This is a genomic window from Buttiauxella sp. JUb87 (assembly GCF_004361975.1).
GTDB lineage: Bacteria > Pseudomonadota > Gammaproteobacteria > Enterobacterales > Enterobacteriaceae > Buttiauxella > Buttiauxella ferragutiae.
Genome location: NZ_SNVY01000002.1, coordinates 668,725 through 686,019 on the forward strand (window position 1 = coordinate 668,725; position 17,295 = coordinate 686,019).

The following is a 17,295-nucleotide window of genomic DNA, read 5'->3' on the forward strand; positions in this document are numbered from 1 at the left end:
GAATTAATAATGTTCAAAAGCGTAGACGCAGGGTTATCTTTACAACCGGACTGGGATCACAAAATTTTTAAATAGATCGGCTAAACCCCTGGTATCAGAAAATGATCTTTTTGCCGTGTGCTTCACATTTTCTTGCCCCGCATCTTCGAACATATGATCTAAATTTTAAGAAGAGTTCAAATATGAGCGATAAACGAACAGCAGAAGAAGGCAAACTAGCCGCCTTGCCGATGGCAGAAGAGGAGTTGTTGGCGCGTGTAGCCTGGTCTTACTACCACGACGGGCTGACGCAGAACGACATTGGCGAGCGCCTCGGCTTACCGCGGTTAAAGATTTCACGACTCTTGGAAAAAGGCCGTCAATCTGGCGTGATTCGCGTGCAGATTAACTCGCGTTTTGAAGGGTGCCTGGCGCTGGAAACTCAGTTGCAGCAGCGTTTCGGTCTCAAAATCGCCCGAGTGCTTCCGGCGCATAACACGCCGCCGATGAACACCCGCTTGGGGATTGGCGCGGCACAATCGCTGATGGGCATTCTGGAGCCAGGGCAATTACTGGCGGTGGGATTTGGCGAAGCGACCATGAACTGCCTGCAACATTTGAGCGGCTTTATCAGCTCGCAGCAGATTCGCCTGGTGACGCTTTCCGGCGGTGTCGGGCCTTATATGACCGGCATCGGCCAGTTAGATGCGGCTTGCAGTGTCAGCATGATCCCGGCACCGCTGCGGGTATCATCGCCACAAGTGGCCGAGATTTTGCGCATGGAATCCAGCGTGCGCGATGTGATTCTTGCGGCTACCGCCGCCGATGTCGCGGTGGTCGGGATTGGGGCGATTAATCAAAAGCGCGATGCCACCATTTTGCGCTCCGGTTATATCAGCGAAGGCGAACAACTGATGTACGCCCGCAAAGGCGCGGTGGGCGATATTCTTGGCTATTTCCTGCAAGCGGATGGCGAACGGGTGGAAGGACTGGAAATTCACCGCGAACTACTTGGCGTGACGCTTGATGACCTGGCGCATCTCCCGACGATTGTGGGTGTTGCGGGCGGGACAGACAAAGCGGACGCGATTTATGCCGCACTGCTAGGCCAGCATATCAATGGCCTGGTGACGGAAGAAGAGACTGCGCGGGCGGTACTGGCGTTGGCGGATTAAACCTGATTCGTCGCCAGCCGCGCTCATAAGAGGAATGGCGATGAGTTATTTACTTGCACTGGACGCCGGAACGGGCAGCATCCGCGCCGTGATCTTCGATACTTCAGGCCACCAGATTGCCGTCGGCCAGGCCGAATGGAAACACCTGAGCGTGGCCGATGTCCCCGGCTCGATGGAGTTTGACCTCATCACCAACTGGCAGCTCGCCTGCCAGTGCATCCGTGATGCACTGCAAAAAGCCCACCTTCCCCCTGGTGCTATCAGCGCAATTTCCTGCTGTTCGATGCGTGAAGGGATCGTGCTTTACGATAAAAATGGCACACCTATCTGGGCCTGTGCCAACGTTGATGCCCGTGCCAGCCGTGAAGTCTCCGAGCTAAAGGAGATCCACGACTATCAGTTTGAATCCGAGGTTTACCACGTTTCCGGTCAGACGCTGGCGTTAAGCGCCATGCCGCGTCTGCTGTGGCTTGCACATCATCGCCCGGATATTTATCGCCAGGCGGCGACCGTGACGATGATCAGCGACTGGCTGGCGGCCAAACTCAGCGGTGAGCTGGCGGTTGACCCTTCCAACGCAGGAACTACCGGTATGCTGGATTTAGCCACCCGCGACTGGCAGCCCGCATTGCTGGATATGGCGGGGCTGCGCGCGGATATTCTCTCTCCGGTAAAAGAAACCGGCAGCGTGCTGGGAGCCGTGACCCAGCAAGCCGCACAGCAGAGTGGTTTGCTGGCTGGAACCCCCGTGGTGATGGGCGGCGGCGATGTGCAACTGGGTTGCCTCGGGCTTGGCGTGGTGCGCGCCGGGCAAGCGGCAGTGCTGGGTGGCACCTTCTGGCAACAGGTAGTGAATCTGCCAGCGATCAAAACCGATCCGGATATGAACATTCGTATCAATCCACATGTTATCGCCAATATGGTACAGGCCGAATCCATCAGCTTTTTTACCGGCCTGACGATGCGCTGGTTCCGGGATGCCTTCTGCGCGGAAGAAAAACTGCTGGCCGAAAGGCTTGGCGTGGATACTTACGCTTTGCTCGAGGAGATGGCAGCGCGTGTTCCGGCGGGGTCGCACGGTGTGATGCCGATTTTCTCCGACGCGATGCACTTCAAGCAGTGGTATCACGCAGCGCCGTCGTTTATTAACCTCTCCATCGACCCCGAAAAGTGCAACAAAGCGACATTATTCAGAGCACTGGAAGAGAATGCAGCGATCGTGTCGGCCTGCAATCTTGAGCAAATTTCCGGGTTTTCGGGCATTCAGTTTGAGTCGCTGGTGTTTGCCGGTGGCGGCTCAAAAGGCGCGTTGTGGAGCCAGATTTTAAGTGATGTGACGGGCCTACCGGTGCGTGTTCCGGTTGTCAAAGAAGCGACAGCATTGGGTTGTGCAATAGCCGCAGGCGTCGGTGTCGGGTTGTTTAACAATATGGCTGATGCAGGCGAGCGCCTGGTGCAATGGCAGCGTGAATTTACACCTAATCAGGCGCATCGCGGGTTGTATGACGAGATGAAACGCAAATGGATGAAGGTTTATGCCGACCAGTTAACGCTGGTTGATAGTGGTTTGACGACGTCGATGTGGCAGGCTCCTGGCCTGGTGATGCCACCCTCACCCCGGCCCTCTCCCTGAGGGCTCACAACTTGCTCTGGCAATCTTGTCAGGGTCAGATCTGCAAGCCTCGCTGATTTTCCGTTCACCCGTGCGTTCAGCTATCTCTTTAATTCCCGAAAACGGTGAACGTATCAAGGGGTTAACGCCAACCCCTTGATAATCCAGGCGCCCGGCAAATCAATCGCCGCTAAAGCGGTAAACACCGTTTTTCACCCAACATTCGAGGTCGTTCGCGATTCGTTCCCGACGATCGCTCTCTCACGTGGCTCCCGGCCACGTGACCCCGACTGAAGGGTAAAAAACGGCGCGATTGAAGCCGGGGACAAGGTCAAAACCGCTCTGGCTTTTGACTTTGACTTTCGGGTCCGGCTTAAATCGCCCGGTGAACGAAACCTTCTCCCAATCAGCAGGAACCGTCCTTCAAAGATGTGACTAAGAGACAGCTCCTGGGGGAGAGGGTGAGGGCAAGCTAACTCACATTAGAAATAATATTTAAATCTCACACGCCCGCCATAGCGGGTATTGTCGTCGCTATCGCTGCCGTCATTATCAGCGCTAACCCACGACACATAAGTCCCGAGATAAATATTAAAGTTCTTCATGCCCATCACGTTCGGGAATTGATACGAAGTATGGATGGTGTGAATATCGTAAGTCCCCGCATTGGTTATCCAGCAGTCGTCTTCACAGGTATCCATCGCCGAGTTGACATCAAACTTATCAATGTCGTTGTGGGCATAGATATAACCTAGCTCGAAACGCTGCCACAGTGCGTTGACACCCGCAGTGAAGTCAGTTTCATCGGCGGCGTCAAGGTAGGCAGTATTGAAGTTGGCAACGATGCCGTTATCCGGGTCGCTTTTCAGTCCGTTCCACGTCATGGTTAAGCCATAACCGGTGCGGCTCGATTGATCCACCATTTGGCCATTGGCATCTTTGTAACCGTATGCGTTATCCACCACCTGCGCTTCCATCGCAGCAGCAACTGAGAATTCATCTTGCGACCAGGAAATCACCGGACGCAGATAAGCAACATTTTTGTCTTTGGTCAGTTCATTGCCATGATAAGACTTGTCTTGATACAGCGAAGTGCCATCTTCCAGCAGGGTATTGAATTCGAAATACCAGTTGTCGATGGTTTTACTCATCAGGAAGCTACCACCGGAATCACTACGCCCGCGCCCTTCTTTCATCATATAGATGTAGCCAAAGCCATCGCCGTACAAGTCGTTGGCGGTATTACCGGAATACTCAACAAAAGTATCCTGATTCAGCGGGAACATATCGTAGGCTTCGAAGCGCCCGACTTTTATTTTCCAGTCGTTCTCTTGCCCAAAGAAAAATACCGCATCATCAAGATTCATATCACCGGTTAAATCCGCTAACGGCTGTGCTGAGAAACCGGCAAATTGGCCATTTTCCATGCGGCGATAACCATCAAAGCCCAATAATAAACGACCATTAATATCCCAACGTTCGTTATTGCCATCAGCCCAATTAGTATTGGCACTACGGCGTACAGATGTCAGGCCATTACTGCGACTGGCGGCATCCATATTAAATTCAACGTCGCCATAAATTTTTAAATCGCCATATCCGGTTAAAGATAATTTCGGTGATTGGTTATCAGCTTTATCATTAACAGATTGTTCGCTCACCACTTGAACCGGTGCCGTAGTCTGAGCGGGTTTAGGGGTGGTTTTAATCTGTTGGATTTCGGCTTCCGCAGTGGCAGCACGCTGTTCTGCAGCGATTAGACGTTGCTCTAATTGATTCAGACGTTGTTCCAAATCGCTACTCGTTGATTTATTCGCTGCTAATGCACCAGTAGAAATCGTCAGGCCGATAAATAAAGCCAAAGCTTTTCTTTTCATAATCACCTATATCCTTATATAGTTCATGAAACATTTATGAGAACAATTAATTGGGTGTGACTTATTACGTAATGCAAACAACACAGAATAATTACCATGAATGCAATTCGTATTTATATTGATAAACTAAATGCTTTGCTGTTGTGAATTAAATCAATTTCTTTTTATCATCTTATTATTTATTAAGGGGCAACCAATGGTTAATTTGCGAGGTAAATCCCATAAAGATTTTTAGCTATTAGTAACACCTGTACTTCACAATCACTGGTGCCACAAAATAACAACACTGTATTATCATTTTTTAGTAGTAATCCCCCAGGAAATATCACATCACTTAAATCTCTACGTTTTGCCTCTCCGGCCAGAAAATCATTCCGTTCAGCCATAATTCTGATTGGCGAACTTTGCCGCTGAGACACATCAAAATTAAAAGCTGCGGCGTAGTAATGGCGATTCCCTTGCTCATCGAAACAGGCAACATGCGCCAGTACCTCAACGCAGTTTGGTGCACTGAGCCACGCTTCGTTCACTCCGCACCACGACAACGCATCAACATGTTCCAGCAATTGCGCCTGTTCAATAACCTCCGGTGTAAGCTCTTCAAGCGTGTGGATAATTTTCCAGCCAATTTTGCCGCGCCCACCCAACGCACCTTGAGGACGGGTAAACAGCAGAATGCGCCCATCTTCTAAATCAACCAGCCGAATGTCTTTCATGCCCGGCGGACCATCGGCAAAATGACGCAACGAAGCGAGATCTTTGCCGCGCCAAAAACGCGTTTTCCAGATCAGGGTCCGATCGCCAGGTGATGTGAAAGCCACTTCAACACCACCGAAAACCATCTCTCCGCCGACCTGGCAAATAAACGGATCCTGCAAATCAAAAACTGGCGCATCTTCCAGTAAATAAGCCGATTTAAAATTTTCCAGACGGAAAAAACGCACCTGTGACAACTCACTTTCGCGAGCTTCAACACGCGCCGCCATTATCCATTGTTGTTGGTATCGGAACGGCTTCGTCGGGTTGTAAACATCAAACCCCACCACGCCATGGAACTCTATTTTATGACACGCAAGACGGTAGGGACGGCGCTGGCGATAAGCCGCCAGCAGCGCGTTAACAGTGGGATTTTTCTTCATTCATGCCAGCCGTAAATGTTGCCAGAGTTCAGTCAATGGCAGCGTTGCCAGCGCCATACATTCATCCGCCGCGCCATACCAGACGTGCAGCGTGTCGTGCTTAATCAGCGCGCCGCAAGTAAACACCACATTGCCGAAGAACCCTTCGCGCTCATAAATTGCCTCAGGTTGCAGCAACGGAACCGGTGATTTTGCGAGGATCTTCGTCGGGTCGTTAAGATCAAGCAGCAGCGCGCCGAGGCAATAACGTTGGCTGGCATCAACACCGTGATAAATCGCCAGCCAGCCGCGATCTGTTTTCAGTAATGGGGCACCACCACCCGATTTACGGGCATCCCAAATATCCCCGGAAGCACCCAGTAAATGCCGATGATTACCCCAATGCAGAAGATCCGGTGATTCACTTAACCAGATTTCCGGCTTACCAAAGTGTTTCGGTGCCGGGCGGGTTAAGGCATAAAACTTGCCGTGAATTTTCTCAGGGAAGAAGCAAACATCACGGTTGTCCGGGCAGAAAATGACGCTCTGCTTTTCAACAGTCCGGAAGTCACGCGTCACCGCTAATGCGGTCGAGATGCCGTAACACGACACCGCCGAATAGTTGATATACCAGACACCGTCGATTTCAGTGATGCGCGGATCTTCGCAGCCAAACTGCTCATATTGATTATCCGGGAAGATAAACGGCTCACTATCAATAACGAATTCAATGCCATTACGGCTACGTGCTAACCGCAGATGGGACATCGAGGTTAAATAGACTTCGTCCGGCTGATCGATATTCACGATAGTGCGCGGGTCACTGTAGTCAAAACGTGGATCATTACGGTCAAAGATGCGTGTCGTACAAACCCATTTATCGCCCTGCTGTTCCAGTAAAGGCACATGGATTGTCTGCGGCGAATCACTAATTACGCTCTCGGCTACACGCAGTAGAAGAATAATTTCGCCATTGAATTCAGTGACTCCAGCGTTGAAAACACACTCTACTTTCATTGACGGGTGCGATGGCTTGATATCTGCCGGTGTGATCAACGGGTTTTTGCTATTCCTTTCCATGAACTGTCCTCTTAATAACAATATGATTTTTTCCGAGCACTGGCGCATCTTCGCCATACAACAGTTCCCCGGCGATTTCCCGGCCGGGGTTGCTGATTTCCATGCCAAAATTAATCGCCACCATCACCGTTTCGTCACCAAAGCGGCGGGCAAACCACAGGCATTGTTGAATGCATTCCAGAAACTGATATTCGCCATGCTGCAATGCCGGTGACTGATTACGCAGCAAGATAAGCTTTTGATAAGCATGAAAGATAGAATCTGGGTCGTCCTGCATCGCCCGCGCATTCACCTCGGGATAATTAGCGTTAACGGGTATCCATGGCGGGCATGATGAAAACCCGGCGTGCGGCGTATTCCGCCACTGACATGGAGAACGCGAACCATCGCGCGAATGTTGAATCGCCTGCACTAATGCCAGGCCTGGAGGTAGTCCGTCGGCCAGCGCGGAGTGGTAATGCGTGCGCCCCTGAATGTCATAAATTTGTTCCAGAGATTCAGGCACATAATCGGTCATACCATTCTCTTCGCCCTGGAAAATAAACGGCACGCCACGGGCGGTGATTTGCAGCGCCATCACAGCAATGGCGCGTGCAGTATCTCGCTCTGACTCACCAAACCGGCTGATCATTCGCGGCATATCGTGGCTTGAGAAAAACAGCGTCGGGACACCCGTTAACTGTTTTTCCATCGCCGTCAGTTGCTGATAAATCGCGGTGGCGGAAAAGGTTTTCTGGCTGCCGAGATTAAAGTTAAACACCACATCCAACAATTCGGGGCGCTGATAACGTTGCAGCACATCAAGGTCTTCGCTGCCCACTTCACCCACCAGAAAGTAGTCGCCTTGTTGACGGACATGGCGACATAAGCGCGCCAGTACCGCGCATAAACCAGGCTGATTAATATCGTTGAGGTGCTGCTGCTCACCTTCGCTTTGCGGGTTATCCGCCGTGATGCCGTCGGTGGTGAGGAAATTGATCACATCAAAACGGAAGCCATCAACGCCCTGCACTATCCAGAAATCGAGCATCTGCAAAATTTCCTGCTCGACGCGCGGATTGCGCCAGTTGAGATCCACCTGCTGCGGGGAAAATTTATGGAAGTAATACTGGCCGGTATCCGGCTCTTTGCTCCATGCCGGGCCAGAAAAGAATGATTGCCAATTATTGGGGGCGTCACTAAACAGAAAGAAATCACGCCACGGGCTGGCAGGATTGTTCCAGGCATCCTGAAACCACGGATGCAAAGACGAGACATGGTTAATCACCACATCAATAATCACTTTCATGCCCCGTTGATGGCACGCTTGCAGTACGGCGCTGAACGCCGCCATATCACCAAAACGCGGGTCTACAGCGCAGTAATCGCTGATGTCGTAGCCGTTATCGACCAGTGGCGAAGGGTAAAAAGGCGTTATCCACAGTCCTTTCACGCCAAGGCTTGCGAGGTAGTCTATTTTTTCCAGTAAGCCGTAAAAATCACCTAATCCATCATTATTACCGTCACGAAATGACGGTAAATAGACTTGATAAAAAACTGTCTCATTCCACCAATGGGAATTATCCATCTCCAGATCCCTATTATTTTAATGACAGCGACATTCCCTGCAGGAAATATTTACGGAACAAGATAAAGAGAATAACCACTGGCAACGTTTGCACTACGGCACCAGCCATCACCGGCCCGAGATAAACGCCATACGATTTGCTGAACGTTGCCAGTAATACCGAAAACGGCATTTTTTCTGCTTCGCGCATCACAATCAGCGGCCAGAGGAAGTTGTCCCACGCGCTGGAGAAGGTAAACAGCGCGACAATCGCCAGAATCGATTTATTCAGCGGCATCATCACGTGGCGCAAAATCCCCCATAAACTGGCGTGGTCTAATTTAGCGGCATAAATATAATCATTTGGCGTCCCTTTAAAGCTTTGCGACACCATGAATATTCCCCATGCGCTCATCATAAACGGCAGGATCATCGCCCCGTAACTGTTGATAAGCCCCAGCTCACGCATTAAGACAAACTGCGGAATAATGAACATGAATACCGGGAAAACCATCTGCACAATCAGCAAATTTTTAAATGCGCTTTTGCCACGGAACTGAATTTTCGCCACCGCATAACCTACCAGCGTCGAGGTTAACGTCACGCTGACGGTAATGGTGATGGCAATAAACATCGAGTTAAACAGCGTGCGTAAAAAGGGTTTATCCGCACGGGCGCTGTTATCAAAAAGAAAAGCATAGTTATCAAGCGAGAAGCGCCCATCGAATAATGCGGTGGTATAAATCTGCGCCGTATCTTTAAACGACACCACCACCATCCAGATAAACGGATATAGCCAGGTTATCGCCAGCGTCAGCATCGCCAGGTGAATCAATAAACTGAGCGGTTTAAATTTTTTCATCAGACGATCTCGATATTTTTTTCAAACATTCGACGCAAGATCCAAATAAGTGCAAAACTACAAGCCGCGACAATAATAGACATGGTTGCCGCCCAACTGGGTTTCATATTCTGGAAGGCGGCTTCATACATCACCACCATTGGTGTAGTGGTGCTATTGAGCGGGCCACCGCCGGTGATTAAATAAGGTTCGGTAAAAATGCCGAAGGCGACGGTAATTGCCAGCACCAGCACCATGATGATTTGCGCATTCATCATCGGCAGAGTGATGGCATACAGCTGTTTAAAGCGCCCGGTTTTATCGAGGATCGCCGCGCTATAAATATCTTTTGGAATTGCCATCATGCCGGAATATAAAATCAAGCCGTAATAGCCAACAAACTTCCATGTCACAATTAAAGCAATAGATAACATGGCGCAGTCTGGGTTAGTAAACCATGGGATGGCAAAACCAAGCCATTCGCGCAGAAATTCGTTTATCGGCCCGTATTCACTAAACAGCTTTGAAAACACGATGGAATACGCCACACCCGATGAGACATTCGCTAACAGAAAGCTCAAGGCAATAAACCCCTTGCCATATTTAATACGCTTTAATCCCGCGGCAAAAAGTAATGATGCAACTAACACTATCGGAATGTAATAGAGCAAGAAGCGCAGCACATTGAGCATTGATTTCCAGAATAATTCATCCTGCATCACGCCAATAAAGTTATACAATCCGTTAAAGCGAGGAGTGCCAATAAATTGCCATTGGGTCACGCTTAAGATGGCTAACCAGACAAACGGATAAAACCAAAACAACACGGAATAGCCGAGCCACGAGGAAGCCAACAGGCCCCCTAATGAAGAATCACTAATTCTTATTCTGCGCATAATAATTATTGCCCGAGCAACTTGTCAGTTTCAGCGGCAGACTGATTGAGTGCTTCTATCGGAGCGCTGCCAGAGAAGATAGTGCGTTCGATCATTTGCGTCATGCTGCGCTGAATTTCGCTGGTTTTGGTGGTCGCCGCTGGCGGTTGTGCATTCGCCACAAAGGCTGCAATCTGCTTTTCCACTGGGCTGTGGCCAAGATATGCGGTGAACAGGCTGTTGGTGAGTAAGTCCTCACGTGCAGGTGGCATGCCGGTTAATTCCAGCCATTTCAGGTCATGTTCTGGCGCGTTAAATACCCACTGAATAAACTCCCAGGCTTCAGTTTGGTGTTTGCTGCTTTTAAACATCACCACGCCTTTGCTGTCTGCCAGGGTGTGAGGCTGAGGGTGCCCATCAGCGGTGACCATCGGGCCAATCTGGATACTTTCAAGAATGGTTGGGTATTGCTTGCGATAACGGGCGATATCCCACGGGCCACGCACCGATGCCATTACCTGGCCGGTGGCTAATGGATCATCTACGGCAGTGAAATCATAACTACTCCACTTATTGGCAAATATTTTCGCCATAAATGTCAGGACGGTTTCCCCTTGGGCATTATTGTATTTGGCTTTGTTATCAGCAATATAAGCTTGACCATTGGTGGCGGCATAAAATAATGGGATGAAATCGAACCAGCGATCCCACCAGTTTTTTCCGGCGGTAAGTTGAATGGCATAACCTGATTTATCATCCGCACGACGCTGTGAAAGCGTATAAATATCCTGATACGTGGTTGGAACTTTGTCATAGCCATATTGCTTTAATAAGTCCATTCGCCACCAATAGACGATAGGATTAATGTAAATCGGCAACACATTTTTCTGGCCGTTAATTTCCCAGGCCGGAACAATTTTCCCCATATGGCGGTTTTCAATCAGTTGCGGGTAACCGGGTAATTTCGCCAGGTCGATGAGCTGATCCATCTCATTCAGTTGGCTGGCAAAACCGATAAAAATATTACTCGAAATATCAGGCTCTGTTCCCGAAGCCAGTGCATTCATAATGGCTTCTTCAGAGCTGCTGGCTGCCGGAATGGTCGTGAATTCTACTTTGTGGTGCTCCGGCAAACTATTCCATTCGGTGACCATTGCATTCCAGAAAGCTTCTTCATTTTCATTCGGTGCAACCCACATTTTTATTGGTGTAGCGTCTTGTTCCGCTGTCTTTTCGTCATCCTGCCCGCAGCCCGAAATAACCATTGCTAATACAACTGGGGCTGTCCATTTAACCAGTGTAAAAATTTTCACTAGAAATTCTCCTTTGAAACAGTAAGCGCGCATCCTATTTTCACGCTAACACCAGGAATTTATGTTTAACGTTAAACAAGTCACAAAAACAGCTTTGTTTAACGTTAAACTCATGGCAAATTACGAAGTATGAAAAACAAAAAAAGACGTACTGAAAAAGATGAATGACAACAAAAAAGTAACCACCAAATCCATCGCAAAAGCATTAGGTATTTCGCATACCACCGTTTCTAACGCGTGGAACAACCCCGACAAACTTTCCGCTGAGCTACGGGGGAAAATTATTGAATATGCCGCTTCTTGCGGCTTTCAGGGGCCAGACAAACTGGGCCGGGCGCTGCGTACCGGCAAGTCAGATACCATCGGGGTGATTTTTAATGACTCAATGAGCTACGTGTTTATCGATAATCACGATCTCAATTTGATGAAAGGCATCGCTACGCAGTGCGAAAACCATGATATCAACCTGGTGTTGATTCCGTTAAAAAATAGCCAAAACATTAAAATAAAAACGATCAATACGCTGGTTGATGGTTATATTCTTAACGCCACCCACAATAATGATGAAGTTATCCAGCAGGCGTTGGCGAAGAATATTCCCGTGGTCACTATCGATTTTTCTTTACCAGACCACAGCAGCGTGTCAATTAATAACCAAAAAGCGATGAACGAAATATGCAGTTATTTACTTAATAAAGGCCATCGCCGCTTCGGTATCATCTCCTTCCCATCACAAAAATCGGCTGCGGGTATGCGTTCACTTGAGCAACCCGTGAACGGCGATAACAGCGTGATGCTAACGCGTGTCAATGCCTGCCGCGATGTCTTTGCCGCTCATGAGATTGCCCTTAACGAATGCTGGTTGTACGAAACCATTCACAATGAACAACACGGTGCGCAGGCTGCAAAAATTCTGTTAACCGAGCACCCTGAAATTAGCGCATTAATTTGTTTATCTGACCGCTTTGCCGCTGGTGCAATCAATTATTGCGTCGAAAATAATATCGCTATTCCACAGCAAGTGGCGATTACGGGTTTCGATAATATTCCGGTAAATACATCAGGCATTCGTTTAACCACCATTTCTCAGCATGCCGAGGAAAAAGGGGCGATCGCCGTGAAGTTATTACTCGACGAAAATAATAAAACCCATTACGAGCTGGATTATCAATTTATTGAAGGAGCGTCAACGTGACGTTCTACTGATACGGGTTAATTTATGGATGAACTTAGCTGTTTCAAAGCCTACGATATTCGTGGTGAAGTGGATGTCACCATTAATCACGATATTATTCTGCGAATTGCACACGCTGTCGCCAGTTGGTTAAAACCCAAGCGCATGGTCATTGGCTGCGACAGCCGTCTGACGTCGGATGCATATAAACATATCCTGGCAAAAGAATTAACGCTGAGCGGTGTCGATGTTATCGATATTGGCATGGTGGGCACGGAAGAAGTTTATTTTGCTACGCGGATATTGAAAGCCGATGGTGGCATTCAAATTACTGCCAGCCATAACCCAGCCAATCATAACGGCATGAAAATTGTGCGTGAGCAAGCCCGTCCGGTCAGTAACGACAACGGGTTGCTGGAGATTAAAGCGCTGGCGCTGGCGAATGATTTTACTCAAGCGGCACAACCAGGGAGTTACCAGCGAGTTTCACATCGTGACGCCTGGATTAACCATCTGATGAGTTATATCACCACGCCGTTAAGCCGCCCGTTGCGAGTGGTGGTCAATGCGGGAAATGGCGCGGCTGGCCCCGCCCTTGAAGCCCTGGAAAATGCGCTGCGCAAAAGCCATGCGGCCATTGAATTCATCAAGTTATACGTTGAACCGGATGGCCATTTCCCTAATGGTGTGCCGAACCCAATGCTTGAAGAAAACCGCTATGACACGCGTGCGGCAATCATGTTACACAAAGCCGATTTAGGTATTGCCTGGGATGGCGATTTTGATCGCTGTTTTTTCTTCGACAGCCAGGGCGAGTTCATCGAAAGCTATTATCTGGTGGGGTTACTGGCAAGTGGGTTTCTTAACCAGGCTGCGGGTGAGAAAATTATTCATGACCCGCGCCTGACCTGGAATACACAACAAATCATCAGCCAGTGTGGCGGAATAGCGATTGAGTCCAAAACGGGTCATGCATTTATAAAAGATAAAATGCGCCAGGAAGATGCCATTTATGGCGGTGAAATGAGTGGTCATCACTATTTTCGCTCATTTGGTTATTGTGACAGCGGCATGATCCCCGCACTGTTAGTTTTTCAGTTATTGAATACCACCGCCAAAAATTTATCCGAACTAGTCGCCGAGCGTAAAAACCAATTCCCGATATCCGGCGAAATCAATATCACCGTTAAGAACCCTCTTGCCGTACTGGCACATATTGAAGCGAAGTTTTCAGCACAATGTGTGAGCCAATCCCATTGTGACGGCTTAAGCATGGAATTTGACACATGGCGTTTTAATTTACGCACCTCGAATACTGAACCCTTGCTGCGCCTGAACGTTGAAAGCCGTGGCGATCATGCGTTGATGAAGATGAAAACTTCGCTGCTGTTATCACTTATTGAATCGCTGTGAATCAATACGGAGAAAATGATGACCACTGTTACCCTAAAAAATATTAATAAAACCTACGAAAAAAATACCATCATCGAAAACCTGTCACTCGATATTCATTCCGGCGAATTTATTGTGCTGGTCGGCCCATCTGGCTGCGGTAAATCAACGTTATTACGCATTATTGCCGGGCTGGAAAGTTTAAACAGTGGCTCGATAATCATCGGTGACCAGGATGTCACTGATTTACCTGCTGGTCAGCGTAGTCTTTCGATGGTGTTTCAATCCTACGCGCTTTATCCACATATGACGGTGCGCGAAAATCTCGCTTTCGGCCTCAATAATGTCAAAACACCGAAAGACGAAATTACGCGGCGCATTACGCAAGCCGCCAAAATGTTACAGCTTGAAGAGTTGCTCGACCGCCTGCCGCAGAATCTTTCTGGCGGGCAACGGCAACGTGTGGCGATTGGCCGCTCTACCGTTCAACAACCCAAAATCTTTCTGTTTGATGAACCACTGTCGAATCTGGACGCCGCATTGCGCGTTGAAATGCGCCAGGAAATTAGCCAACTACACGGCAATTTGCACAATACGATGATTTACGTCACCCACGATCAGGTTGAAGCCATGACGCTGGCGGACAGAATTGTGGTGCTCTACAAAGGTAAAATTGAGCAGGTTGGTACACCTCTGGAGCTGTATAACCGGCCTGAAAACTTGTTCGTCGCCGAGTTTATTGGCACGCCGAAAATCAATATCTTGCCCGCGACGTTCCAGGGTAATGCGCTGCATATTGCCAACGATGTGATATTGCCTATGGCGAACCCGCCCGCAACGTTACAACAGGGCGATAAAGTGTTTATCGGCATTCGTCCGGAACACCTGCGCCTCGGCGAAGCGGCAGATTACCAGTTTGATGCCAGCGCCAAATTTACTGAACTTCAGGGTGATTCAACGCTGGTTTATCTGGATTTAGCCGGGCAATCGGTTTGCCTGAAATCCTTCCAGCAGCTCAATTTCACCAGTGGGACGGCGCTAACATTGGGCGTAGATGAAAAACATCTTCATCTGTTTGATGCACTGGGTAAGCGCCTGGCGCACTAAATACAGCTTCTGTTGTGTCGGGAAGCGCTTCGCTTACCCGACCTGCATGACTGCCGTTCTTTGAGTTATGTCACAATCATTCGACAACTTCTCCCCATTTGCGCTACATCAAGCTAGATTACTAACTCATCCGACCACATAATAATAATGACCCGCAGGAAGAGAATATGAGCTATCCGTCGCTGTTTTCCCCACTAGACCTGGGTTTCACCACGCTTAAAAACCGTGTGCTGATGGGTTCGATGCACACCGGACTTGAGGAGCACCCTAAAGGCGCTGACCGTTTGGCGGCGTTTTATGCCGAGCGCGCACGCCACGGCGTGGCGTTAATTGTCACTGGCGGCGTTGCCCCCTCGCCTTCTGGCGTCGGCGTGGAAAGCGGCGCGGTACTCAATGACGTAAGCCAGCTTGCCCATCATCAGATTGTTACCGATGCAGTGCACAAAGAAGGCGGAAAAATCGCCCTGCAAATCCTGCATACCGGGCGTTATAGCTACCAGCCAAACCCGGTCGCCCCTTCCGCAATCCAGGCACCGATTAACCGTTTTAAACCCCACGCCTTGAGCCATGAAGAGATCCTGACTTTGATCGAGGATTTTGCTCAGTGCGCAAGTCTGGCACAGCTTGCCGGATACGATGGCGTCGAAATCATGGGTTCCGAAGGCTATCTGATTAACCAGTTTTTAGCGGCAAGAACCAACCAGCGCGATGACGAATGGGGCGGCGATTACCCTCGCCGCATGCGTTTTGCCATTGAAGTCGTCCGCGCGGTGCGTGAAAAAGTTGGAGCGAATTTTATTATCATTTATCGCCTGTCGATGCTGGATTTGGTCGATGGCGGCGGCACGTTTGAAGAAGCCGTACAGCTTGCAAAAGCGATTGAAAAAGCCGGTGCCACGTTAATTAACACTGGCATCGGCTGGCATGAAGCGCGTATTCCAACCATCGCAACACCTGTGCCACGCGGCGCATTTAGCTGGGTGACCCGCAAACTCAAAGGCCAGGTTTCTATTCCGCTTGTCACTACCAACCGCATTAACGATCCGCAAACCGCAGAAAAAATCATTGCTGATGGCGACGCCGATATGGTGTCAATGGCGAGGCCATTCCTCGCCGATGCGGAGTTTGTTTCCAAAGCCGAGCAGGGGCGCGAAGATGAAATCAACACCTGCATTGGCTGCAATCAGGCATGCCTGGATCAGATTTTCCTCGGCAAAGTGACTTCATGCCTGGTCAATCCCCGCGCCTGCCATGAAACCAAAATGCCGATTGTCCCCGCTTCCGTGCATAAAAATCTGGCGGTAATTGGTGCTGGGCCTGCCGGGCTTGCTTTTGCGATCAATGCCGCAGCGCGTGGCCACAAAGTGACATTGTTTGATGCAGCCTCTGAAATCGGCGGCCAATTTAATATCGCCAAGCAGATCCCCGGCAAAGAGGAGTTTTACGAAACACTGCGCTATTACCGCCGCATGTTGGAGCTGACCGGAGTGGAAGTTTGCCTGAATCAATACGTCACCGCGCCAATGCTCGAAGAATACGACGAGATTATTCTCGCCTGCGGGATCGAGCCACGCATGCCGCTTATCGACGGTATTACTCATCCTAAAGTATTGAATTATATTGATGTGTTGCGTGAAAAAGCGCCAGTGGGTGACCGTGTAGCGATTATTGGTTCCGGAGGTATTGGCTTTGATACCGCGATGTATCTAAGCCAGGAAGGGGAGTCCACCAGCCAGAATATCGCTGAGTTTTGCGTGGAATGGGGTATTGATACCAGCCTGCAACACGCAGGAGGATTGCGTCCAGAAGGCGCTCATCTGCATAAAAGCCCGCGCCAGATTGTAATGCTGCAACGCAAAACCAGTAAGCCAGGTGAAGGTTTAGGTAAAACGACAGGCTGGATTCACCGCACCACGCTGCTGGCACGAGGTGTCAAAATGCTGGCGGGCGTAACTTACGAACGCATTGATGATGAGGGTCTGCACATCACGGTTGGCGGTGAGCCGCAAACGCTGAAAGTCGATAATGTGATTATTTGCGCCGGGCAAGATTCGCGCCGTGAATTGACACAACCGCTGCAAGAATTAGGGAAGACGATACATTTGATTGGTGGAGCAGATGTGGCGATGGAACTGGATGCCCGACGCGCAATCGCGCAGGGCACCCGTTTAGCGCTGGAAATTTAGAGCTAAACGTCGGATGACGC

13 protein-coding genes are annotated in these 17,295 nt (G+C 49.5%); 6 read left to right on the forward strand and 7 right to left on the reverse strand.

Features of this window, described 5'->3' with window-relative positions:
- Positions 1-182: 182 nt before the first annotated feature.
- Together lsrR and lsrK are read left to right on the forward strand one after the other, a co-directional pair.
- Positions 183-1,154, forward strand: a complete 972-nt coding sequence (gene lsrR / locus EC843_RS11295) for a transcriptional regulator LsrR (protein ID WP_064543273.1) — start codon at positions 183-185, stop codon at positions 1,152-1,154.
- Between the two features lie 40 nt (positions 1,155-1,194).
- Entirely contained in the window at positions 1,195-2,787 is a 1,593-nt protein-coding gene (gene lsrK / locus EC843_RS11300) for an autoinducer-2 kinase (RefSeq protein ID WP_133522263.1), read from the forward strand.
- A 461-nt stretch (positions 2,788-3,248) separates the two neighbouring features.
- Here the strand turns inward: lsrK and EC843_RS11305 are convergent, their stop codons facing one another.
- The 7 genes from EC843_RS11305 to EC843_RS11335 all read right to left on the reverse strand — a co-directional run bounded on the left by EC843_RS11305 (position 3,249) and on the right by EC843_RS11335 (position 11,368).
- Positions 3,249-4,643: a carbohydrate porin gene (locus tag EC843_RS11305; protein ID WP_121814845.1), complete on the reverse strand. Its 1,395-nt coding sequence runs from the start codon at positions 4,641-4,643 to the stop codon at positions 3,249-3,251.
- Between the two features lie 200 nt (positions 4,644-4,843).
- The gene (locus tag EC843_RS11310; RefSeq protein ID WP_133522264.1) at positions 4,844-5,782 is read right to left on the reverse strand and encodes a DUF1861 family protein; all 939 of its coding nucleotides are present in this window, start codon (positions 5,780-5,782) and stop codon (positions 4,844-4,846) included.
- Entirely contained in the window at positions 5,783-6,841 is a 1,059-nt protein-coding gene (locus EC843_RS11315; protein WP_064543264.1) for a glycoside hydrolase family 130 protein, read from the reverse strand.
- Complete coding sequence (locus EC843_RS11320) at positions 6,828-8,408, reverse strand: alpha-glucosidase (RefSeq protein ID WP_133522265.1); 1,581 nt, start codon at positions 8,406-8,408, stop codon at positions 6,828-6,830. Before EC843_RS11320 ends, EC843_RS11315 begins: the two co-directional genes overlap by 14 nt.
- Positions 8,409-8,421: 13 nt before the next feature.
- Positions 8,422-9,249: a carbohydrate ABC transporter permease gene (locus EC843_RS11325; RefSeq protein ID WP_064543260.1), complete on the reverse strand. Its 828-nt coding sequence runs from the start codon at positions 9,247-9,249 to the stop codon at positions 8,422-8,424.
- Positions 9,249-10,124 (reverse strand): sugar ABC transporter permease, encoded by an 876-nt coding sequence (locus EC843_RS11330; RefSeq protein ID WP_064543258.1) that lies wholly within the window; start codon positions 10,122-10,124, stop codon positions 9,249-9,251. Before EC843_RS11330 ends, EC843_RS11325 begins: the two co-directional genes overlap by 1 nt.
- A gap of 5 nt (positions 10,125-10,129) precedes the next feature.
- Positions 10,130-11,368: an ABC transporter substrate-binding protein gene (locus EC843_RS11335; protein WP_208111319.1), complete on the reverse strand. Its 1,239-nt coding sequence runs from the start codon at positions 11,366-11,368 to the stop codon at positions 10,130-10,132.
- A 208-nt stretch (positions 11,369-11,576) separates the two neighbouring features.
- Between EC843_RS11335 and EC843_RS11340 the strand changes: the two genes are divergently transcribed.
- The 4 genes from EC843_RS11340 (at position 11,577) to EC843_RS11355 (ending at position 17,275) form a co-directional block, all read left to right on the forward strand.
- A complete protein-coding gene (locus EC843_RS11340) occupies positions 11,577-12,611 on the forward strand; it encodes a LacI family DNA-binding transcriptional regulator (RefSeq protein WP_133522267.1) in 1,035 nt (344 codons plus the stop codon).
- Positions 12,612-12,635: 24 nt separating this feature from the next.
- A complete protein-coding gene (locus EC843_RS11345) occupies positions 12,636-14,003 on the forward strand; it encodes a phosphomannomutase/phosphoglucomutase (protein WP_064543254.1) in 1,368 nt (455 codons plus the stop codon).
- An 18-nt stretch (positions 14,004-14,021) separates the two neighbouring features.
- Positions 14,022-15,089 carry a sn-glycerol-3-phosphate ABC transporter ATP-binding protein UgpC gene (gene ugpC, locus EC843_RS11350; protein ID WP_064543252.1) on the forward strand — a complete coding sequence of 356 codons (1,068 nt, stop codon included), beginning with the start codon at positions 14,022-14,024 and terminating at the stop codon, positions 15,087-15,089.
- Between the two features lie 167 nt (positions 15,090-15,256).
- Positions 15,257-17,275 (forward strand): NADPH-dependent 2,4-dienoyl-CoA reductase, encoded by a 2,019-nt coding sequence (locus EC843_RS11355; protein WP_133522268.1) that lies wholly within the window; start codon positions 15,257-15,259, stop codon positions 17,273-17,275.
- Positions 17,276-17,295: the final 20 nt, after the last annotated feature.